The sequence below is a fragment of the Duganella sp. GW821-FHT01E12 genome (genome assembly GCF_059422325.1).
In genome coordinates this window covers 169,211-190,624 of sequence record NZ_JBWKWR010000003.1, presented here as the reverse complement: position 1 = coordinate 190,624, position 21,414 = coordinate 169,211, and the positions used below count along the sequence as shown (strand labels likewise).

Sequence of the window (21,414 nt, the reverse complement as noted above, 5' to 3'; positions counted from 1 at the left end):
CCTTTTCGTTTCGATGTGCGATAATCGAACTAATGATTGATTACCGCACACTCAGTGTAGCAACGTAAACGCAGCACGGTCAACAAAAAAACACCTATCGAACGAGCCGCCTGCATTAAAATCACGCCATGTCCAAGACCACCAAACCCAAAACCCGCGTCGCCGAGGCCGAGCCGGAGCGCGAACCCACCATCTCCGAGCAGATCGACGCGCTGACCGATCCCAGTTTCATGACCTCGCTGGCGCGCGGCCTGGCCGTGGTGCGCGCCTTCAGCGATTCGCGCAAGCCGCAGACCATCGCCAACATCAGCCAGAAAACCGGCATTCCGCGCGCGGCAGTGCGGCGCTGCCTGCACACGCTGCGCGAGCTGGGATATGTGGATGCGGAGTTGAACAATTTTTCGCTGCGTCCCAAGGTGCTCACGCTGGGCTACTCCTACCTGTCGTCGACGCCGTTGACGGTGTCGGCCCAGCCCTACCTGAACAACATCAGCCGCGCCCTGAACGAATCGAGTTCGCTGGCGGTGCTGGACGACGACGAAGTGCTTTACGTGGCGCGTGCCGCCACGTCGCGTGTGATGTCGGTGGCACTGAACACCGGCAGCCGCCTGCCCGCTTACTGCACCTCGCTGGGCCGCGTGATGCTGGCGCACCTGCCGCCGGCGGAGCTGGACCAGTACCTGGCCCGCACCGCGCTCAAGCCGATGACGGAAAACACGGTGGTCAACCAGAAGCGCCTGCGCGAGATCCTGGCCGGTGTGCGCCAGGCCGGCTACGCCATCAACGACGAGGAACTGGAGCTGGGCTTGCGCTCCATCGCCGTACCGGTGCGCGGTGCTTCCGGCACGGTGCTGGCGGCGCTCAACGTGGGCGCGCAGGCTTCGCGCGTCAGCGTCAAGCAGTTGGAAAAAGAGTTCCTGCCCGTGCTGCTGCGCGGAGCCCAGGAACTCTCGATACTGCTGCCTTAGAAGCTGTGGCGCAGGCCGGCCATCACGCCGTTCTGCGTCAAGCCCGCACCCACCGTGCCGCCGGCATCCAGCGCCACGGCCGACGTGCCGGAGTTCTTCATGCGGCCCAAGGCGCCATACACGGCGGTGCGCTTGGACAGGTAGTAGGTCAAGCGGGCCACCACCATGTCGACGTCGGAGCTGCTGTTCTTGGTGTCGCGGCGCGCCACCTGCACATCCAGCGTGGACAGCGGCGTGACCGGATAACTCACGCCCAGGAAGTACAGGTCCGACTCGGTCAGGCCGGTGGCGGCGCGCGTGGTGCGGTCGACGATGCCGGCGCCGATCTTGGCCGCACCCACCTTGGCATAGCCGTTGACGGTGATGCGCTTGTCGCTGTTGTCGCTGCTGGTCAAACCACCAGCCGCACCGACATTGCCGTACATGATGTCGTAGGAGGTATTCAGGCCGTATTCCGGAGTCTCGTAGCCAAACAGGCCGGTGATCTGGCGGCAGGCCTTGGAATTGCCGGCCACCTCCCCGGGGCAGCCCGTCGCTGCGGGGCCGCCGGCGGCCGACGCATCGCGCCCGGTGCTGTAGGTGGCGCCGACCACGAAGTTGTTGAAGTTACCCAGGTAGCCGATGGCGTTGTCGCTGCGGGCGTTCGGCAGATACGGATCGATGCTGCCGATCGCGAACAGGTTCGGGCCCAGCACGTCGGCCTTGAGTCCCGCGATATAGGTCATGTTGATCTGGCGGCCCAGCGTCACCGTGCCGAACGCCCCCTTCAATCCCACCGACGCCTGGCGGCCAAACAGGCGATTGCCCTGCCCCATAGTGCCGGTATCCATCGACAGCCCCATCTCCAGCGTGAACACCGCCTGCAGGCCGTCGCCCAGGTCCTCGCTGCCCCGGAAGCCCAGGCGCGACGGGAAGGAACCCGTCAGCGAAGGCATCTTGGTGATGCTGGCGCCGGCGGCGTTAACGTTGGTGGTATAAACCAGCCCAGTATCTACAAGGCCGTACACCGTGACGCTGCTTTGCGCCATGGCGCCGGATGCGCTGACCCCAGCCAGCAGCGCCGCAGCGCATCGGATTGCGTTCTTCATTCCAGTCTCCTGTTATCTGACAGTCGTTATTTTTAAGATGTGCGATAATCGAACAATAGGTTGTTAATCGCACATAGATTGGATACTATGCAGTAAGCGCTGCGCTGTCAACAAACGCCGCGTGGCAGAATTGAGCCCGTCGCTGCAGCCATGCGCGGCACCGGGCCATTCTTCATAGAGAAAACAGAACCACACTGGAGACCAGCATGACGATCAAAAAATTTGTAGCAATTGCGACACTCGCCACCACCGCATGGTCCGCGGCCTCGCTGGCGCAAGCGCAGGACACCATCAAGGTCGGCGTCATCGCCGCCTTCTCCGGCCCCTTCGCCGATTACGGCAAGCAGATGGAAGGCGGCATCAAGGCGTGGATGGCGCAGAACGGCGCCACCGTCGCCGGAAAGAAGATCGAAATCATCTACAAGGACACCACCGGCCCTTCGCCCGAAATCGCCAAGCGGCTGGCGCAGGAGCTGGTGGTGCGCGACAAGGTGGACTTCCTGGCCGGCTTCGGCCTGACGCCGGAAGCGCTGGCGGTGGCCCCCATCGCCGAGCAGGCGAAGAAGCCGATGATCATCATGAACGCCGCCACCTCGGTCATCACCACCAAGTCCAACTACATCGCGCGCTTTTCGATGACGCTGCCGCAGGTATCCGCGCCGATGGCCACATGGGCGGCGAAGAACAACATCAAGAAGGTGGTGACGCTGGTAGCGGACTACGGCCCCGGCATCGACGCCGAAACGGCGTTCAAGACTGAACTGGTCAAAGGCGGCGGCACGGTGACGGAAGCGATCCGCGTCCCGCTGCGCAATCCGGAATTCGCGCCCTACATCCAGCGCATCAAGGACGCCAAGCCGGACGCGGTGTTCATCTTCGTTCCGGCCGGCGAACAAAGCATCGCCTTCATGAAAGGCTACCGCGAACGCGGCCTGGCCGCGGCGGGCGTGAAGGTCATCGCCACCGGCGACCTGACCGACGACCACGTGATGCCGGCCATGGGCGACGCAACGCAAGGCGTGATCACTACCTTCCACTATTCGGCCGCGCACAAGTCGCCGGAGAACGCCGCCTTCCTGAAAAGCTTTGCGGCGGCCAACCCCGGCGCGGGGCGTCCGAACTTCATGGCCGTGGCGGCGTATGACGGCATGGCGGCGATCTACGAGGTCTCGCGCAAATTGAACGGCAAGATCGACGGCGACCAGGCCATGGCCATCCTGAAAACCATACAGCTCAACAGCCCGCGCGGCCCGATCAGCATCGATCCGCAAACCCGCGACATCGTGCAGACGGTCTACGTGCGCAAGGTCGAAAAGGTCGGCAGCGAATTCTACAACGTCGAATTCGACCAGTTCTCCAACCAAAAGGACCCAGGCAAATAAGCCGTCCACCCTTTTATTTGCAGCTGAAGTTGACGGCGTCCTCGATGCTGCCGGTGCCGTTGTACTTCGCCACCTGCGGGTAGGGGCACAGCGGCCGGGTGCGCGTGGCGGACCAAGATGCCGGCACGTCGGCATTGGCGCCGCCGGCGTTGCCCGGTCCACGCGCGCTGGCCACCACGCGCTCCGGCGCCTGCCCCTTCTCCACCCAGTTCACCAATGGCGTCAGCATGTCGAATTGGTCGGTGGCCGGGCCGCCGGAACAATGGTTCATGCCAGGTACGCGGTAGAAGCGCGCGAAGGCGGATGCGTCGCCGCCGTTCGCGGTGCGCAGATTGTCGTACCATGCGGTGGTGTCGTCGCTGGAGAAGATAGGATCGCTGGTGCCGTGGTACAGCATCATCTTGGCGCCACGGTTCTTCACGGTGCTGTAGTCGCTCAGGTGCGGCGGCAGCATGAAGGACATCGCGCTTTCCGTGTAAGTGCCGTCGGTCGCCGCGACCTGCGCCAGCAGCGTGTCGATGTTGGACGTCAGCGCGAATGTGGCACCGTTGAAGGTCGCAGGGTTCACCGGTGGCACCTTCCAGATCATCGCCACCGCGCCGGAATCCAGCTGCAATGGACTGAAGAACTTCCAGAAGGCCCAATTGCCGGTACCCAGGCCCGAGTCGAACGGGAAGCTCGAATAGAACTTGGTCTTGCTGCTCGTGACAGCGCCCGCGAACAGCTGCCCGATCGACGTCTTCTGGGCAACACTGAGACAGGTGCCGTCGCGGCCTTGCGCGCCGCAGGACGGCACGTCGCGATCCAGGTTGAAGGCGGCCTGGCAGGCGCCGGTGTCCTGCACCAGACCATCCTTGGCGCCGTCGAGCGCATCGCACTTGTCCAGCACCGCGTTCGATACCAGCGCGCGTTCGGCAGCAGTGAAGCCGGTCGACAGGTCGCCGGGCGTGCGCGCCAGCGCCGCGTATGTCTGGCCGCCGGCAATGTTGGCGATGGCCGCCAGCGGCAGGCGGAAACCCGGATCGCCGACCAGATAGCCGTCGAACTGCTCGCCGTAGCGCGCCGCCGCCACCATCGTGTGACGGCCGCCATTGGAGCAGCCGCCGAAGTAGGAGCGGTCGGGCCCTTTGCCGTACGCGGTCTGGATCACGCTCTTCGCCATCGGCGCCAGCTTGCCCGAGGCCTGGTAGCCGTAATCCAGCCGCGCCTGCGGATCGAGCCCGAACAGCGGCGTCGCCGCGCCGTGGCCTGCGTCGGAGCTGATCACGGCGAAGCCCTGGTTCAGCGCATTGTCCAACTGTCCGCCGCCGCCCACATCGCCGGTCGCCGTGACGACAGAACCATCAAGGCCGCCGTTGGCCTGATAGAAGAAGCGGCCGTTCCAGTCCACCGGCAGCCGCATCTCGAAGCCGATCGCGTAGCTTTGGCCATCGACCGGACCTGTGCGCTGGAACATCGAGCCCTTCACCAGGCAGTGCGCCGGCACTGGTTTGCCGGCCACCGTCAGCACGCCGGCGGCCACGGAGACGGCGCTGGCGATGGTCGTGTTGGGATAAGAGATGCGGCTGGCCAGGTCGGTACAGGAACCCAGCTTGCCGGCGGTCGCCGCGGCCAACTGCGGCAGCGCCACAGCGCCACTGCTACCGCTATTGCTATCGCCGCCGCAGGCGTTCAACGCCACAACGGACAGGCAAAGCGCCGCCAGCGGCGCGCCCTTCAAGACACGTCGTTCGATCTTCATAGGGTATCTCCTTAGTTGGGGCTGACGTCACGCAGCGTTGCGATCGGCTCGTTCACCAGTTTGCCGTTGACCTTCTTCACTTCACGGATGTACATGTTCTGCACGATGTCGCGGGTGGCGGGGTCGATGCTGATCGGCCCACGCGGGCTGTCGCGCTTCATCCCGGCCAGCACCTGCATGGCCTTGTCGCCGGTGACGGTGCCGCCAAGTTTGCGGACAGTTTCGTAGATCATGCCCATGGTGTCGTAAGCCGCCACGGTGACGAAGGTGGCAGGCGGCCGGTTCGGATTGGCTTGCGCGTAGGCTTTCAGGAAGCCCTTGTTGACGTCATTGTCCAGCGTGGGCGCGTAGTTCAGCACCGTCACCGCGCCCAGCGCGCGGTCTCCCAGCGCTTCCAGCGTCGGGGTTTCGCTGGTCATGTCGCCTACGCCGAGGAACTTGATGCCCGCCTTGTCCAGCCCCTTGTCGCTGAAGGCTTTCAGCAGGCCGATGCCGTCCTCCACGCCGGGCGCGAAGAAGAACAGCGCATCCGGTTTTTCATCCTTGATGCGCTGGATGAAGGGAGAATAATCCGGATTGGCCAGCGGCGCGCGCGCCGAACCCACCACCTTGCCGCCGCCGGCGCTGAACTCCTTGGTGAAGCGCGCCTCCGCATCCAGCCCGGTGCTGTAGTCGCTGACCAGCGTGTAGACCTTGCCGATCTTGTTCTTCGCCGTCCAGGCGCCGAACGGCCCGGTCATCTGGTGCATCGTCATACTGGTGCGCAGCATGTACGGCGACTTGGAGGTGATGCCGTTGGTGACGGCGTTCATTACAATCATCGGCATCTTGGCCTGGGTGGCGATGGGCGCCACCGCCATGGCGCTCGGCGTCAGCGAAAAGCCGATCAGGAAGCTCACATGTTCCCGCGTGATCAGCTCCTGCGCCGCCCGTTTGGACTGGTCGACATTGGTGCCGCCGTCGTCGCGGTAGATGATTTCGATCTTCCGGCCGGCCACCTGGTCGCCATACTGCTGCATATAGGTCTTGATGCCGTCCTCGAACGGCTTGCCGGTGTTGGCGAACGGCCCGGTGAGCGCGGCGATGACGCCGACGCGGATCGGTTCCTGGGCCTGAACGCCGCCTGCTGCTAATGCGGTGAACAGTACGGCGGTAAGTACGCTGCGTTTCATCGTGTCTCCTCGATGGATGGTGTTGAGATAATTAGTTATGTTTTATAATGATTATAGACTATACGCATTTTCGGGACATTGCAAGCATCAGGATGGCCCGGACAGCGCTTCTTTGCTAGAATCCGGACATGACAACCCAGCCCAAGAAAAAGAAGATTGAACTCATCGATGCCGTCCAGGAGGCGGCCGAGCAGCCGCTGGACCAGAGCACCCTGCAGGCACTGGTGGGCTATAACTGCCGTCGCGCCTACATCAACATCCTGCCGCTGTTCGAGAAGCGGATGGCGAAGTACGAGTTGCGGCCGGTGGATTTCAGCGTACTGAGTCTGCTCAAGGCGAATCCCAACATCAACCAGAAGCGGTTGTCGGATGCGGTGAACGTATCACCGCCCAACCTCGCCATCCTGCTCGACAGGCTGCAGGACCGGGGGTTGCTGCTGCGCCAGCGTAGCCCGCTGGACCGGCGCTCGCAGACGTTGGCGCTCACGCCGGCGGGCCTGGCCATGTGCACCAAGGCGGAAAAGACCGCCAGCGAACTGGAAACGGATGCGACGTCGGCGCTGACCGACGCCGAGCGCGCGCAGCTCATCAAGCTGCTGCAGAAAATCTACCTGGACTGACCGCGCGTCAGCCCCGCTGGAGCTTCTTCATGCGGTAGGAAAGCTGCGGCCGCGTGAGCCCCAGCATGCGGGCCGCCGCCGACAGGTTGCCGTCCGCGCGCTTGACCGCCGCCAGTATCAGCGTACTTTCCAGATTATCCAGCGACCAGTCCTGGCCCTGGTCCGAGGCTTGCCGCAGCATGTCGGGCAGTACGTCCAGCAAGGCGCCCGATGGCGCCGCCGGCGCTTCATGGCTGGTCAGGCGCCCGGTCTGGGCCAGCGAAAAGTATGAAGTCTGCGACTCCTCGCCGCTGGTGAACAGATGCGGCAAATCGATAGGCCCGTCCTCGTCGGCATAGATCACGCCCCGCTCCACCAGGTTTTGCAGCTCGCGGATATTCCCCGGGAAGTGGTAGTTAAGCAGCGCATCGACCGCGCGCGCCGTGAAGCCGGTCACGCGGCGCTGGTGCTTTTGCCCGTAGTGGCGCATGAAGTAGCCCATCAGCAGCGGGATGTCGTCGCGCCGGTCGCGCAGCGGCGGCAGGCGGATGGGGAACACGTTCAGGCGGAAGAACAGGTCTTCGCGGAAGCGCCCCTGCCGGATCTCCTCGCGCAAATCGACATTGGTGGCCGCCACCAGCCGCACGTCCACCTTCACGCTGCGCACGCCCCCTACCCGCTCGATCTCGCCCTCCTGCAGGGCGCGCAGCAGCTTCCCCTGCGCCACCAGGCTAAGCGTGCCTATCTCGTCGAGGAACAGCGTGCCGCCGGAGGCGCGCTCGAAGCGGCCGGGCCGCGACTGGCTGGCGCCGGTGAAGGCGCCGCGCTCCACGCCAAACAGTTCGGATTCGATCAGCGTCTCGGGAATCGCCGCGCAGTTCACCGCCACGAAGGGCTGCTCCTTGCGGGCGCCGATCTGGTGCAGCATGTACGCGAACAGCTCCTTGCCCACGCCCGATTCGCCGGTGAACAGCACCGTGGCGGCGGTCGGCGCCACGCGCTTGAGCATGTGGCAGGCCGCGTTGAAGGCCGACGACACGCCCACCATTTCCTTCTCGCCGTATGCGCGTCCGTCGTCGCCGGGCAGCGGCGCCGCCTGCTGGTGCTGGCCCGGCCCGCCGTAGGCCGTGGTGCTGACGAACGATTCAGCGTTCAGGAAGCGCAGGTCTTCTTCCACGTTGTCCCATTCGTCGGCCGGCTTGCCGATCAGACGGCAGTGCTTGTGGCCCATCGACGTGCATTCGATTTCGCGGTAGATGGTCAATCGTCCGATCATCGCGCTGGTGTAGCCGATGGCGTAGCCGGTCTGCATCCAGCAGGCCGGCTCGGTGCCGATGCCGAAATCGGCCGCGTGCACCTCGGCCTCGCTGGAGTGGTGCCACAGGAATTCGCCATGGTAGGTGCCGCGTTCGAAGTCGAATTCGAAATGCAGCGGCTCGACCTTGACCGCCCCCTCAAGCGAATGCATGCGCGGCCCGGCGGCGAACAGTGAACCCGGCTCCGCGTCCGGCCAGCGTTCGCGCAGCAGCTGCGCGTCGCGCGCGCCGGCCGAATAGCCCACCCGCGTGAGCAGCCCGCGCGTGCGTTCCGGGCCTATGCTCTCCAGCAGTTCGCGCCGCAGCGCGCCGAGCGACGTCAGATGCAGCAGCTGCATCCGCTGGCCGTTGAGCCAGATGCGGCCATCGCCGGGCGAGAAGTGCAGGCTTTGCGTCAGGTCGTCCAGGGTTGGCGCGGCGCCGGCCTTCAGGTGCTGGCTGTCTCCGTGCTGCAGCATCTTGCCGCTGACGCGTGACATCTCTGCCAGCGATACGCGAGGGGGTTTGCTCATGTCTCCACTTTCATCGTCTTTTACCAAATCATACATCGGCAGTTCTCCCATTTGATCATTTCATCAATCGCCGGCGCCTCTTCTTTTTTGCTGCACTGCGCTGCGCGAGGCCTGTGCGCACAGGCGCTACGCCCAGCACGGGCGTCGCATGGTGCGCCGCAATAGCGACACCGTGCAACGAGCTGGCACACAACTTGTAATAGCTAAGGCAAGAGCGGCAAGCAGACCTTCATGCAACTAGCGTGCAAGGAGGCTGACTTCCCCACCACCCATCATTCAAAGGAGACAGCATGACCAACGCGAATGCGCTTTTACGTCCATCGATCTGGCAAGGCCGCATCTTCACCGGCGACTGGATCGCGGCCCACGGCGGCGTCCACACCTTCACCGAACCCGCAACGGGCGAACAACTGGGCCGCATCGGCCTGGCCGACGCCGACGACGTGGCCCGTTCCGCCACGCTGGCCCGCGCCGCGCAAGCCGCGTGGGCCGCCAGCGACTACAAAGAACGCGCAGCCATCTTCCGCCGGGCGGCGGCCGTCATCGCCGAACACCACGACGAACTGGCGACGTGGATCGTTCGCGAAACGGGCGCCATCCGCCCCAAGGCCGACCTGGAACTGCGCGAAGCCAGCGCCCACCTGCAGGAAGCCGCCTCCATGCTCACCCAGCCCAAGGGCCAGCTGCTGGCCTCCGCCAGCGGCCAGATGAGCATCGCCCGGCGCATGCCGCACGGCGTGGTCGGCGTGATCTCGCCGTTCAACTTCCCGCTGATCCTGTCGATCCGCTCGATCGCACCGGCGCTGGCCACCGGGAACGCCGTGGTCCACAAGCCGGATCTGCAAACTCCGGTCAGCGGCGGCGTGCTGATCGCCCGCATCTTCGAGGAGGCCGGCCTGCCCAAAGGCGTGCTGCACGTGCTGCCCGGCGCCGCCGAAGCGGGACAGGCGATGTGCAGCCATCCCGACATCGCCATGATCGCCTTCACCGGTTCGACCGCCGTGGGCCGCAGCGTCGGCGAACTGGCCGGCCGCAACCTGAAGAAGATGTCGCTGGAACTGGGCGGTAAGAACTCGCTGATCATCCTCGACGACGCCGACCCCGACATCGCCGCCGCCAACGTGGCCTGGGGCGCCTACCTGCACCAGGGCCAGATCTGCATGGCCTCGGGCCGCATCCTGCTCCAGCGCGGCATCGCCGCCGCCGTCATCGAACGCCTGGTGGCAAAGGCCGGCCAGCTACCGGTGGGCGATCCGATGAGCGGCAAGGTGGCGCTTGGGCCGCTGATCAACGCCCGGCAGGTGCAGCGCGTACACGCCATCGTGCAGGACAGCGTGGCGGCAGGCGCCACCCTACTGGCCGGCGGCACCTACGAAAACCAGTTCTACCAGCCCACCGTGCTGACCGGCGTGCGCCCCGGCATGCGCTGCTTCGAGGAAGAGCTGTTCGGCCCCGTGGCCTCGGTCACCGTATTCGACACCGACCAGGAAGCCATCGCGTTGGCCTCCGCCACCACCGGCAGCCTGGCGTTGGGCGTGATCACGCCGACGCTGGCGCGCGCCATGTTCATCGTCGACCGCGTACCGGCCGGCCACGCCCACATCAACGATCAGACGGTGCTGGCCGAAGCGCACGCGCCGTTCGGCGGCGGCGGCACCTCGGGCAACGGCGGCCGCCACGGCGGCAGCGCCGACTGGGACGAGTTCACCCAATGGCAGTGGCTCACGGTGAAGACCGAAGCGCCGCGCTATCCCTTCTAACGACAACAAGGAGACCATATGAAGTTACGTAACAAGACCATCGTCGTCACCGGCGCCGCATCCGGCATCGGCGCCGAAGTGGCGCGCCTGGCGCGCTTCGAAGGCGCCACCGTGATCGGCATGGACCGCACCGAGCCAGGCCTGACGCTGGACGGCTTTATCTCCGTCGACCTGGGCCAGACCGCCAGCATCGACGCCGCCGTCGCCCAGCTGCCGCGGCGTGTGGATGCGCTGTGCAATATCGCCGGCGTACCCGGCACCGCCGATCCTGCGCTGCTGGCGCGGGTCAATTACCTCGGCCTGCGCCACCTGACCGAGGCCGTGCTGCCGCGCATGCCGGCCGGCGGCTCCATCGTCAACGTCGCCTCCATCCTGGGCGCGGAATGGGCGGAGCGGCTGGACCTGCACAAGCAGCTTGCCGCCGTACGGGGCTTCACCGAAGGCCGGGCATGGCTGGACGCGCATCCTGTGCCGGCCGACACCTGCTACCAGTACTTCAAGGAGGCGCTGATCGTCTGGAGCTACGTCCAATCGCAGAAATGGTTCATGCAGCATTCGGTGCGCATGAACTGCGTGGCGCCAGGCCCGGTCTTCACGCCCATCCTGGGCGACTTCGTCTCCATGCTGGGCGAGGAGCGCGTGCAGCGTGACGCCCACCGCATGAAGCGCCCCGCCTACGCCGACGAAGTGGCAGCCGTTATCGCTTTCCTGTGCAGCGACGAATCGCGCTGGATCAGCGGCATCAACCTGCCCGTGGATGGAGGACTGGCTTCGACCTTTATCTGATGTAGTCATCCGCCCGGCCGCGCGTGAGCGGCCATAAAACTAAAACGAGGAGACAAACCATGCAAGCGAACAAACGCCTGAGTCCAACCCTGTTGGCATTGGCCGTGGCGGCCGCGCTGCCGGCCGCCCACGCATACGAGTTCGAGACCGCCAATCCCGAACTCAAGATCAGCTGGAACAACACCTTCAAGTACAGCGGCGCCTATCGCCTCAAGGACGCCGACGCGCGCCTGCTGGCGGGCGGCTATCCATCGTCCGGCCCCGCCGACTTCACCGGCTATAACATCGACGACGGCAACCAGAACTTCCGCCGCAAGGGCATCGTCTCCAGCCGCATCGACTGGCTGTCCGAGTTCGACGCCGGCACCCGCAACCTGGGCATGCGCATCAGCGCCGCCGCCTGGTACGACGCATCCTACAACCGCAGCAACGACAACGCCTCCTACTCCAGCAACGCCGCCACGCTGACCGGCAAGGCCGGCAACGAGTTCGCCGACGGCACCCGCTTGCTCCACGGCCGCAACGCCGAGCTGCTGGACGCTTTCGTCTTCGCCAAGGGATCGCTGGGCGAGCTGCCGGGCACCGTGCGCGTGGGCCGCCACACGCTGCAATACGGCGAGAGCCTGTTCTTCGGTGCCAACGGCATCGCCAACGCGCAGGGACCGGTCGACCTGGTCAAGCTGCTCAGCGTTCCGGGCGCGCAGTTCAAGGAGATCCTGCGGCCGGTCAACCAGGTTTCGGGCCAGCTGCAGGTGCTGCCCAACGTGTCGATCGGCGGCTACTACCAGTTCGAATGGCGTCCAACGCAGATTCCCGGCGTCGGCAGCTACCTCAGTTCCTACGACGCGGCGGGTGCCGGCAGCAGCGCCTTCCTTGTCGCGCCGACCAACAGCGGAGCGCCGGCCTTCTACACCCAGCCGGACATGAAGGCCAAGAACTCCGGCCAGGGCGGCCTGCAAGTCAAGTTCTCGCCGGCCGGCTCGGACGTCGAATACGGCTTCTACGCCGCGCGCTACCACGACAAGACGCCCTACTTCTACCTGGGCTTCGCGCCCGGCTTCCCGCCCGGCGCGCCATCCACCGTGCGGGCCGTGTACGCGGAAGGCATCCGCACCTTTGGCGCCAGCGCCAGCACCGTGCTGCTGGGCGCGAACGTGGCGGCCGAGGTTTCGGTACGCCGCAACACGCCGTTGGTCAGCGATCCAACTCCCAACTTCCTGTCGCGCGCCGGCACCGGCGTCTTTGCCGACAACAGCGGAAATCCGGCCTACGCCGTCGGCAATACGGCCCACGTCAACCTGTCGGCGATCTATGTGATGCCAACCAATCCGTTCTTCCAGGGCGCCTCGCTCTTGGGCGAGTTGGCGTGGAACCGCGCCACCAGCGTCACCTGGCAAGGCTCGCTCGATCCCAACACCACGCGCGACGCCACCTCGGCGCGCGTGATCTTCGAGCCGGCCTACTACCAGGTGATCGACGGCCTGGACCTGTCGATCCCCGTCGGCGTCGGCTACAACATCGACGGCCGCTCGCGCGCCGTATTCAACTTCAACGGCGGCAGCTCGCACGGCGGCGACTTCAATATCGGCGTCAACGCCACCTACCACCAGGATTGGAAGTTCGGCATCAGCTACGTGCGCTTCCTCGGCGGCACCGGCATCTTCCTGAAGAATAATCCGGCCACCAACACGCCCATCCTGAGCTTCGCCCAGTCGCTGGCAGACCGCGATTACATCTCGTTCAACATCAAACGCGCATTCTAAGGAAAAAACTATAATGAAGACGACCCTGACTTTCGCCGCCGCGCTGGCGCTGGCCTTCGCCCTGCCGCACGCCGGCGCCGCCGTCACCGCCGACGAAGCGGCCAAGCTGCACTCCACCCTGACCCCGCTGGGCGCCGAAAAGGCCGGCAACAAGGACGGCACGATCCCGGCCTGGGACGGCGTCTACGCCAAGGTGCCGGCCGGCTTCAAGCCCGGCGACTTCCGCGCCGATCCCTTCGCCGCCGAGAAGCCGACGCTGGCCATCACTGGCAAGAACGTCGACCAGTACGCGGCCAAGCTGTCCGCCGCCACCGTGGCGTTGCTGAAGAAGTATCCAACCTACCGCATCGACATCTACCCGACCCACCGCACCGGCGGCGCGCCGGCCTGGGTGTATGAGAACACCTTCAAGAACGCCACCCGCGCCAAGTCCATCGACGGCGGTTTCGGCGTGGAAGGCGCGTTCGGCGGCATCCCGTTCCCGATTCCGAAGACCGGCTACGAAGCCATGATGAACCACCGCCTGGCGTGGACCGGCGAGACCACCGTGTTCCCGCTGCGGACCACCATCGTCACGCCGGACGGCAAGCGCGCCACCGCCACCGAGGCCGAACAGACCATCATGCGGCCCTACTACTTCAAGGACGGCAGCCTGGAAAAATTCGACGGCATCTACCAGTTCGGCCGTTTGATCACGCGCGCGCCGGCGTCCAAGGCCGGCGAAGGCATCCTGGTCCACGACGGCATCAGCGACGCGCAGCCGCGCGCGATCTGGCAGTACCTGGTGGGCCAGCGCCGGGTGCGGCGCGCACCGTCGGTCTCCTACGACACGCCGGACTCGGTCACTTCCGGCATCGGCCTGTTCGACGAAGCGTTCATGCTGTTCGGCCCCATCGACCACCACGAGTTAAAACTGGTCGGCAAGAAGGAGATGTACATCCCGTACAACAACAACCGTGCCGCAGCCGCCAAGATCAGCGACCTGGTTGGCCCGCAGTTCCTCAATCCCGATCTGGTGCGGTGGGAGCTGCATCGCGTGTGGGAAGTGGAAGCGAGCCTCATGCCGGGCAAGCGCCACGTCGTCACCAAACGCCGCTACTACCTGGACGAAGACACCTGGCAGATCATCATGGTTGATGGCTATGACGCACAGGGCCAGATCTGGCGCGGCAATTACACACTGACGCTGCTGGCGCCGGACGTACCGGCCGTGGTGGGCAACGTCATGTGGGGCACGTACAACGTGCAGACCGGCGCCTATCTGCTGAACGAGGCGTCCAACGACCTCGCCACGCAGTACAAGACCATCGCGCGGCTGCCGGCCAGCTATTTCGGCCCCGAGGAACTGGCCAACCAGGGCTCGCGCTAAGTGAAGGGGCGTTCGATGAACATTCTGAATCCAAGCACGGCCCGCCGCACGGCGCTGGCGGCGTTGCTTGCCTCGACGTGCGCACTGGTGCCGGCAGCCCACGCCGATGGCGCCACCGGAGCGGCAACAGCTCCTCTGGCGCTGACGCAGCCGGCCCTGGTCACGCCCAAGGCGCTGAACGCGGCCATGCTGTCCATCGCCGCCGCCGGCCAGCGGCTGGTGGCGGCCGGTGAACGCGGCATCATCCTGTATTCGGACGATGCCGGCGTCACCTGGCGCCAGGCCAGCGTTCCGGTCGGCGTCAGCTTGACGGCATTGCAGTTCATCGACTCCAAACAAGGATGGGCGGTCGGCCATCAAGGCGTAGTGCTGCACAGCGCCGACGGCGGCACCACATGGAGCAAGCAGCTGGACGGCATCCAGGCCGCCGCGCTGGCGCTGCGGGCGGCGGCCGAGGTCACCGGGCCGGAACAGGCACGCGCGCTGGCAGACGCCCAGCATCTGGTGGACGACGGCCCGGACAAGCCCTTCCTCGACCTGTACTTCGACAGCCCGCGCAACGGCTACGTGCTGGGCGCCTACAGCCTGCTGTTCAAGACCGGCGACGGCGGCGCGACCTGGCAGCCGTGGGAGCGGCATGTCGCCAACCCCAAGGGCCTGCACCTGTACGGCATGCGCGGCGCCGGCGGCGCGCTTTATCTGGTTGGCGAACAAGGGCTGCTGCTGCGCTCCACCGACCAGGGAGCCAGCTTCAGCGCGCTCGCCACGCCGTACAAAGGCAGCTATTTCGGACTGCTGGCTGCACGCGGCGGCACGCTGCTGGCCTACGGCTTGCGCGGCAACGCCTACTGGTCCGGCGACCAGGGCGCCAGCTGGAGCAAGGTCGAAACCGGCATCCAGGCTTCGCTGGCCGGCGGCGCCGAGCTGGCCGACGGCACGCTGGTGCTGGTCAGCCAAGGCGGCGACGTGCTGCTCAGCCGCGACCAGGGCCGCAGCTTCGCCACGCAAGCCGGTGGCGCGCTGCCGCCCGCCCTGCCGCTGGCCGCCGTCGCGCAGGCACGCGACGGCGCACTGGTCGTGGCCGGGCTGCGCGGCCTGCGCCGGGTCGCGCCGCCGGCAGCGGCGCGCTAACGCCCTTCCCCTACATACGAATATGGCTGGAACATCATGCACACAGATCAAGACTTAGAACAACAGCCGGTGGTAAAGCGGCTACAGGATTTCGACACCGGCTCGGGCAACCTGGGCGAACGCGCGCTGTTCAACCACCGGCCGCTGGTCATTCTGCTTTGCCTGCTGGCGACCATCCTGCTGGGTTACCAGGCCACGCGCATCAAGCTCAATGCCAGCTTCGAGAAGATGATCCCCAGCGCCCATCCCTACGTGGTGAACTACCTGGCCAACAAGGCCGACCTGAATGGACTGGGCAACTCGGTGCGCATCGCCGTCGAAGCGGGCGGCGGCACCATCTACGACCGCGCCTACCTCGACACCCTGCAACGCCTGAACGATGAACTGTTCCTGCTGCCGGGCGTGGACCGCCCCTTTATGAAATCGCTGTGGACGCCCAGCACGCGCTGGGCCGCCGTCACCGAGGAAGGCCTGGACGGCGGCACCGTCATCCCCGACGGCTACGACGGCTCCTCCGCCAGCCTGGCGCAGTTGCGCGCCAACGTCGCCCGCTCCGGCGAGATAGGCCAGCTGGTGGCGGCGGATTTCAAGTCCAGCATCGTCTTCGTACCGCTGCTGGATCAGAATCCGCAGACCGGCCAGGCGCTCGACTACGGCGCGCTGTCGGAACGGCTGGAACAGATCCGCGCCAAGTACCAGAAGGAAGGCGTGCGCATACACATCACCGGTTTCGCCAAGATCGTCGGTGACCTGATCGAAGGCCTGCAGCAGGTGCTGATGTTCTTCCTGCTGGCGATCGCCATCGCCGGCGGGGTGCTGTTCTGGTACACGCGCTGCTGGCGCAGCACCACGCTGGTGGTGGTCTGCTCGCTGGTGGCGGTGCTGTGGCAGTGCGGTCTGCTGGCGACACTGCATTACGAGCTCGATCCCTATTCGGTGCTGGTGCCCTTCCTGGTGTTCGCAATCGGCATGAGCCACGGCGCCCAGAAGATGAACGGCATCATGCAGGATGTGGGGCGCGGCACGCACCGCGTGGTGGCGGCACGCTACACCTTCCGCAGGCTGTTCGCCGCCGGACTCACCGCGCTGCTGTGCGACGCGGTCGGCTTCGCGGTGCTGGTCAGCATCCGCATCAAGGTGATCCAGGATCTCGCCATCATCGCCAGCATCGGCGTGGCGGTGCTGATCTTCACCAACCTGGTGCTGCTGCCGGTGCTGCTGTCCTACACCGGCGTGAGCGCCAAAGCCGCCGCGCGCAGCCTGCAGGCCGACAGCGCCGGCGACGGCGCGCAACCATGGCTGTGGACCTTCCTCGACCGCTTCACCCAGCGCCGCTGGGCCGCCACCACGGTGGCCGCCAGCGTGCTGCTGGGCGGCCTGGGCTACCTGTACAGCCTTAACCTGAAGGTGGGCGACCTCGATCCCGGCGCGCCGGAACTGCGCGCCGATTCCCGCTACAACCGCGACAACGGCTTCATGGTCGCCAACTACGCGGCCAGCTCCGACATCCTGGTGGTGATGATCAGGACCGCGCCCGACCAGTGCACCCGTTACGCCACGCTGGCCAGCGTGGACACGCTGGCGTGGCAGCTGGAGCAGCTGCCCGGCGTAGACTCGACCAACTCGATGGCCGCGCTGAGCAAACTCGCCACCACCGGCTACAACGAAGGCAACTTCAAATGGTATGACCTGATCCCCAACGCCGGCGCGCTGGGCGCGGTGCAGACACGCGCGCCTCGCGAGCTGTTCAACCAGAGCTGTTCGCTGCTGTCGCTGTACGTCTACCTGAAGGACCACAAGGCCGCCACGCTCACCCGCGTGATCGACGCGGTCGAAGCCTACGCCGCCGCCAACAACACGCCGGAGGTGCAGTTCCAGCTGGCCGCCGGCAGCGCCGGCATCGAAGCCGCCACCAACATCGTCGTCAAGCAGGCCATGCACGACATGCTGTTCTGGGTCTACGGCGCGGTGATCCTGCTGTGCTACGCCACCTTCCGCAACTGGCGCGCCGTGGTGGTGGCCATCCTGCCGCTGGTGCTCACGTCCATCCTGTGCGAGGTGCTGATGGTGGTGCTGGGCATGGGCGTCAAGGTCGCCACACTGCCGGTGATCGCGCTCGGCGTGGGCATCGGCGTGGACTACGCGCTGTATGTGCTCAGCGTGATGCTGACCCGCATGCGCGCTGGCGATAGCCTGTCCGACGCCTACCTGCACGCGCTGCGCTTCACCGGCCGCGTGGTGATCCTGACCGGCGTAACGCTGGCCGTGGCGGTGGCCACGTGGCTATTCTCGCCGATCAAATTCCAGGCCGACATGGGCATCCTGCTGGCCTTCATGTTCCTTTGGAATATGGTGGGCGCGCTGGTACTGGTGCCGGCGCTGGCGCACTTCCTGATGCCGGGGAAAACCCCGCGCCACGCAGCAGCAACGCCGGTGCGGGAACGCGCCGTGGCAGGAAGCCACTGACGCCATGAATATCTCCGACATGAGCATCGGTGCCCGCCTGCGATTGGGCTTTGGCCTGATCCTGGCGCTGCTGGCCACCGTCATCGCGCTTGGATTGGGCAATATGGCGCAGATGCGCCAGCGCACCGACCAGATAACCCAGGTCGGCAACGTCAAGACCCGGCTCGCCACGCAAATGCGCGACACGGTGTACGAACGCATGATCGCGCTGCGTAACATGGCGCTGATCGGTTCCCTGTCCTACCTGCAGCCGGAGGCGCTGCGCATCCAGGACCAGGCCAAACGTTATGCCGCCGCCGAACACCAGCTGCGCCAATTGCTCGCCACCTCCGAGGAAACCGCGCTGCTGGCGCAAATCGGCCAGCAAAATGCGGCGGCCCAGACGCCCATCGCACAGGCCATCGAACTGGCGATGGGCAGCGAGTCCGACCAGATCTACCAGTTGCTGGTGGACCGGCTGCTGCCGGTCCAGACGCGCCGCCAGCTGGGCGGCGAGCCTGCGTACGCCGTCAGCATCGCCGGCCGCACCGCCGCCGGCGACCTGGCCGGCGACGTCACGCTGCGAAGCGGCGACGCCGGCAGCCTCCTGTACGCGATGCACACCATGCGCACCGACCTGTCCAATATGGTCGGCAAGGTACGTCGCGGCACCGACCGGATCGCCGGAGCGGCCGTCGCCATCGCCGGCGGCCATCAGCACCTCGCCGCGCGCAGCACCGGCCAGCGCGCCTCCTTGCGCGCCACTGCGGGCTGCATGGAACAGCTGGCGGACGCCGTCCGCGACAACGCCGGCCACGCACAGCGAGCCACCGAAATGGCGGCCAACGCCAGCACGGTGGCACGCGATGGCGGCAAGGTGGCGGCGGAAGTGATCCGGACGATGGACTCCATCACCGGCTCCGCCCATCGCATCGGCGAAATCATCGGCGTCATCGACGGCATCGCGTTCCAGACCAATATCCTGGCGCTGAACGCGGCGGTGGAAGCGGCACGCGCCGGCGAACAGGGACGAGGCTTCGCGGTCGTCGCCGGCGAGGTGCGCAACCTGGCCCACCGCTCCGCCACCGCCGCGCGCGAAATCCGCACCTTGATCGGCCACTCGGTGACGCAGGTCGAAGCCGGCAACCGGCTGGTAGCCCGCGCCGGGGCAACCATGAACGAAGTGGTCGACAGTGTGCGGCAGGTCAGCATCATCATCGGCCACATCGCCACCGTCAGCGTCCAGCAGCAGGCCGGCATCGAACAGGCCGGCGCCGCATTGCAGGCGATGGAACAGGCCACGCAACAGAACGCGGACCTGGTCGAACAAACCACCGAAGCCGCCGCCGGCATGCGCCAACAGGCCGCGGAGCTGGCGCGCCTGGTGCACGCCTTCAAACTGGACGATCCGGCAGCTCATCCTGCGCCGTCCCTTCCGCAGCCGACACGTTCACACCACGAGGAGCCACAACATGCCTGACATCCTGCTATTTGCCGCAATCGCGGCGGCGCTGGCCGCCGCCCTGCTCTGGCGCCGCCGCGTCACGGCAGCGGCACGCGCCGAAGCCGGACCCGCAGTCGCCGTGATGCCTGCCCCTGAATCCCTGCGCCACACCGCCTTGGGCCACGTGGTGGGCCTGGAGGACCGCCACCAGACCCACGCCTGGCTGGGCATCCCTTTCGCCCAGCCGCCCCTTGGTCCCTTGCGCTGGAAGGCGCCGCGCCCACCGCAAGCCTGGGATGGCGTACGCGAAGCGCTGGCCTTCGGACGCCCGGCGCTGCAACTGGGCGGCCCCACGCTGGAACTGCCGCCGGCGGTATGGGGCCAGGTGGCCGGCTCCGAGGACTGTCTGACGCTGAACGTGTTCGCGCCGCGGTTGACGCCCGAACAAGCGCGCAACGCCGCACTGCCGGTGATGTTCTGGATCCACGGCGGCGCCAACACCGCCGGCACCTCCGCCACCTACACCACGCTGCGCAACCTGGCCGGCCAGGATCAAGTGATCGTGGTGTCGGCCAACTACCGCCTCGGCATCCTCGGCTGGTTCAGCCTCGAAGAGCTGGCGCAGGACGACGACGAACCCGCCGACCGCTCCGGCAATTTCGGCACACTGGACCTGGTCGCGGCGCTGCAATGGGTGCGCGAGCACATCGCGGCTTTCGGCGGCGATCCCGATAACGTCACGGTGTTCGGCGAATCGGCCGGTGGCCTGAATGCATACACGCTGCTGGCCAGCCCCCTGGCCAAGGGTCTGTTCCACCGCGCCATCCTGCAGTCGCCGCTGGCGGTCAGCTACTCGCCGGCGCAGGCCCGCAACTACACGGACGACACCCAGCCCGGCCACGCCCTCAGCTCGCGCGAGCTGCTGTGTCTATGGCTGCAGCGCGATGGCCGCGCCGCAGACCGCGCCGCCGCCAAGGCCCTGATTGCATCCATGCCGGACGCCGACATCGCCGCTTACGTGCGCGGCCTGCCCGCCGCCGCGCTACTGGCGCCCATCACGCCCGGTGCGCTCAGCTTCTACGACGCGCCCTGCGTGATCCAGGACGGCCACGTGCTGCCGGCCATGCCGCTGGCCGAAGTATTCGCCGACCGCGCCCGCTACAACGCGGTGCCGGTCATCATCGGCACCAACCGCGACGAATACAAGCTGTTCATGTCGAACAATCCCGACTACGTGCGCATGCTGTTCGGCAGCATCCCGCTGATGCGCGACCGCGCCCGCTACCAGCGCCACGCCGCCTACATGTCCGCGCTGTGGCAGGCCGCCGGCGCGCTGGAACCGGCCGACGCCATGTTGGCGTCGGGCCACCGCGACGTCTGGACCTACCGTTTCGACTGGGATGAACAACCCGCCGTGCCTTTCATAGCGCCACGCGTGCTGCTGGGCGCCGCGCACGTGCTGGACGTAGCCTTCGTATTCCGCGATCTCGATGGAGAGTTCGATCCGTTCCGTTCCTTCACCGCCGCCAACCTGCCCGGCCGCAAAGAAGTCTCCGACGCCATGGCCGGCTACTGGACCCACTTCGCCCGCCACGGCGAACCGGCCAGCGGCCCGGCCGGCGCGTTGCCGGCGTGGCAGCGCTGGAGCGCCGACGCCGGCGCTCCGCGCCTGATGGTGTTCGACACCAGCGCCGATGGCGGCACCCGCATGGTGGTCCACGAAAACAGCCTGGCCAAGCTGAAGGCCGCGCTGGAACGCGATCCGGCGCTGCGCGGCGATCCGCGCGAACGCTGCGAACTGTATGGCCGCATGTTCCTGTGGTCGATCTTCGGCGGTTACGAAACCCCGCACGCGCTGGAGGCCTACGCCCGTGTCCACGGCTACACCGGCCCAACCGGCCAGCTGCGGCCCAGCTACTGGCCGTGAACATGGGGCCA

General features: G+C 66.3%; 15 protein-coding genes. 11 read left to right on the top strand and 4 right to left on the bottom strand.

Features of this window, described 5'->3' with window-relative positions; all coding sequences use genetic code 11:
* Positions 1–128 precede the first annotated feature (128 nt).
* A complete protein-coding gene (locus tag AC07WS_RS10785) occupies positions 129–968 on the top strand; it encodes an IclR family transcriptional regulator domain-containing protein (RefSeq protein WP_494729057.1) in 840 nt (279 codons plus the stop codon).
* Here the strand turns inward: AC07WS_RS10785 and AC07WS_RS10780 are convergent.
* Entirely contained in the window at positions 965–2,056 is a 1,092-nt protein-coding gene (locus AC07WS_RS10780; RefSeq protein WP_494729056.1) for a porin, read from the bottom strand. The two genes, AC07WS_RS10785 and AC07WS_RS10780, sit on opposite strands and share 4 nt — an antisense overlap.
* 206 nt (positions 2,057–2,262) lie before the next feature.
* Here AC07WS_RS10780 and AC07WS_RS10775 point away from each other — a divergent pair, with 206 nt between their 5' ends.
* Positions 2,263–3,438, top strand: coding sequence for an ABC transporter substrate-binding protein (locus AC07WS_RS10775; RefSeq protein WP_494729055.1), 1,176 nt, complete (start codon positions 2,263–2,265; stop codon positions 3,436–3,438).
* 13 nt (positions 3,439–3,451) lie between these two features.
* Here the strand turns inward: AC07WS_RS10775 and AC07WS_RS10770 are convergent, their stop codons facing one another.
* Entirely contained in the window at positions 3,452–5,179 is a 1,728-nt protein-coding gene (locus AC07WS_RS10770) for a tannase/feruloyl esterase family alpha/beta hydrolase (RefSeq protein WP_494729054.1), read from the bottom strand.
* An 11-nt stretch (positions 5,180–5,190) separates the two neighbouring features.
* Positions 5,191–6,351, bottom strand: a complete 1,161-nt coding sequence (locus AC07WS_RS10765) for an ABC transporter substrate-binding protein (protein WP_494729053.1) — start codon at positions 6,349–6,351, stop codon at positions 5,191–5,193.
* A 128-nt stretch (positions 6,352–6,479) separates the two neighbouring features.
* Between AC07WS_RS10765 and AC07WS_RS10760 the strand changes: the two genes are divergently transcribed.
* Positions 6,480–6,971 (top strand): MarR family winged helix-turn-helix transcriptional regulator, encoded by a 492-nt coding sequence (locus AC07WS_RS10760; RefSeq protein WP_494729052.1) that lies wholly within the window; start codon positions 6,480–6,482, stop codon positions 6,969–6,971.
* A gap of 7 nt (positions 6,972–6,978) precedes the next feature.
* Here AC07WS_RS10760 and AC07WS_RS10755 read toward each other — a convergent pair whose 3' ends face one another.
* Positions 6,979–8,778 carry a sigma 54-interacting transcriptional regulator gene (locus tag AC07WS_RS10755; RefSeq protein ID WP_494729051.1) on the bottom strand — a complete coding sequence of 600 codons (1,800 nt, stop codon included), beginning with the start codon at positions 8,776–8,778 and terminating at the stop codon, positions 6,979–6,981.
* 290 nt (positions 8,779–9,068) lie between these two features.
* Here AC07WS_RS10755 and AC07WS_RS10750 point away from each other — a divergent pair, with 290 nt between their 5' ends.
* Genes AC07WS_RS10750 through AC07WS_RS10715 form a run of 8 tightly spaced genes read left to right on the top strand, consistent with a single transcriptional unit; the run spans position 9,069 to position 21,403 of the window.
* On the top strand, positions 9,069–10,538 hold the full coding sequence (locus AC07WS_RS10750; RefSeq protein WP_494729050.1) for a benzaldehyde dehydrogenase: 1,470 nt from the start codon (positions 9,069–9,071) through the stop codon (positions 10,536–10,538).
* An 18-nt stretch (positions 10,539–10,556) separates the two neighbouring features.
* On the top strand, positions 10,557–11,324 hold the full coding sequence (locus AC07WS_RS10745) for a coniferyl-alcohol dehydrogenase (protein WP_494729049.1): 768 nt from the start codon (positions 10,557–10,559) through the stop codon (positions 11,322–11,324).
* Between the two features lie 59 nt (positions 11,325–11,383).
* On the top strand, positions 11,384–13,087 hold the full coding sequence (locus AC07WS_RS10740) for a DUF1302 domain-containing protein (RefSeq protein ID WP_494729048.1): 1,704 nt from the start codon (positions 11,384–11,386) through the stop codon (positions 13,085–13,087).
* Positions 13,088–13,100: 13 nt separating this feature from the next.
* Positions 13,101–14,456: a DUF1329 domain-containing protein gene (locus tag AC07WS_RS10735; protein WP_494729047.1), complete on the top strand. Its 1,356-nt coding sequence runs from the start codon at positions 13,101–13,103 to the stop codon at positions 14,454–14,456.
* A gap of 15 nt (positions 14,457–14,471) precedes the next feature.
* The gene (locus AC07WS_RS10730) at positions 14,472–15,587 is read left to right on the top strand and encodes a YCF48-related protein (RefSeq protein WP_494729046.1); all 1,116 of its coding nucleotides are present in this window, start codon (positions 14,472–14,474) and stop codon (positions 15,585–15,587) included.
* Between the two features lie 36 nt (positions 15,588–15,623).
* Entirely contained in the window at positions 15,624–18,053 is a 2,430-nt protein-coding gene (locus AC07WS_RS10725; protein ID WP_494729045.1) for an efflux RND transporter permease subunit, read from the top strand.
* Between the two features lie 4 nt (positions 18,054–18,057).
* On the top strand, positions 18,058–19,512 hold the full coding sequence (locus tag AC07WS_RS10720) for a methyl-accepting chemotaxis protein (protein ID WP_494729044.1): 1,455 nt from the start codon (positions 18,058–18,060) through the stop codon (positions 19,510–19,512).
* Complete coding sequence (locus AC07WS_RS10715) at positions 19,505–21,403, top strand: carboxylesterase/lipase family protein (protein WP_494729043.1); 1,899 nt, start codon at positions 19,505–19,507, stop codon at positions 21,401–21,403. The genes AC07WS_RS10720 and AC07WS_RS10715 overlap by 8 nt, the downstream gene beginning before the upstream one ends.
* Positions 21,404–21,414 lie beyond the last annotated feature (11 nt).

Bases quoted from the DNA above. Each gene is read 5' to 3' on its own strand.
- AC07WS_RS10785 (WP_494729057.1), top strand. From the start codon at position 129: ATGTCCAAGACCACCAAACCCAAAACCCGCGTCGCCGAGGCCGAGCCG.
- AC07WS_RS10780 (WP_494729056.1), bottom strand. From the start codon at position 2,056: ATGAAGAACGCAATCCGATGCGCTGCGGCGCTGCTGGCTGGGGTCAGC.
- AC07WS_RS10775 (WP_494729055.1), top strand. From the start codon at position 2,263: ATGACGATCAAAAAATTTGTAGCAATTGCGACACTCGCCACCACCGCA.
- AC07WS_RS10770 (WP_494729054.1), bottom strand. From the start codon at position 5,179: ATGAAGATCGAACGACGTGTCTTGAAGGGCGCGCCGCTGGCGGCGCTT.
- AC07WS_RS10765 (WP_494729053.1), bottom strand. From the start codon at position 6,351: ATGAAACGCAGCGTACTTACCGCCGTACTGTTCACCGCATTAGCAGCA.
- AC07WS_RS10760 (WP_494729052.1), top strand. From the start codon at position 6,480: ATGACAACCCAGCCCAAGAAAAAGAAGATTGAACTCATCGATGCCGTC.
- AC07WS_RS10755 (WP_494729051.1), bottom strand. From the start codon at position 8,778: ATGAGCAAACCCCCTCGCGTATCGCTGGCAGAGATGTCACGCGTCAGC.
- AC07WS_RS10750 (WP_494729050.1), top strand. From the start codon at position 9,069: ATGACCAACGCGAATGCGCTTTTACGTCCATCGATCTGGCAAGGCCGC.
- AC07WS_RS10745 (WP_494729049.1), top strand. From the start codon at position 10,557: ATGAAGTTACGTAACAAGACCATCGTCGTCACCGGCGCCGCATCCGGC.
- AC07WS_RS10740 (WP_494729048.1), top strand. From the start codon at position 11,384: ATGCAAGCGAACAAACGCCTGAGTCCAACCCTGTTGGCATTGGCCGTG.
- AC07WS_RS10735 (WP_494729047.1), top strand. From the start codon at position 13,101: ATGAAGACGACCCTGACTTTCGCCGCCGCGCTGGCGCTGGCCTTCGCC.
- AC07WS_RS10730 (WP_494729046.1), top strand. From the start codon at position 14,472: ATGAACATTCTGAATCCAAGCACGGCCCGCCGCACGGCGCTGGCGGCG.
- AC07WS_RS10725 (WP_494729045.1), top strand. From the start codon at position 15,624: ATGCACACAGATCAAGACTTAGAACAACAGCCGGTGGTAAAGCGGCTA.
- AC07WS_RS10720 (WP_494729044.1), top strand. From the start codon at position 18,058: ATGAATATCTCCGACATGAGCATCGGTGCCCGCCTGCGATTGGGCTTT.
- AC07WS_RS10715 (WP_494729043.1), top strand. From the start codon at position 19,505: ATGCCTGACATCCTGCTATTTGCCGCAATCGCGGCGGCGCTGGCCGCC.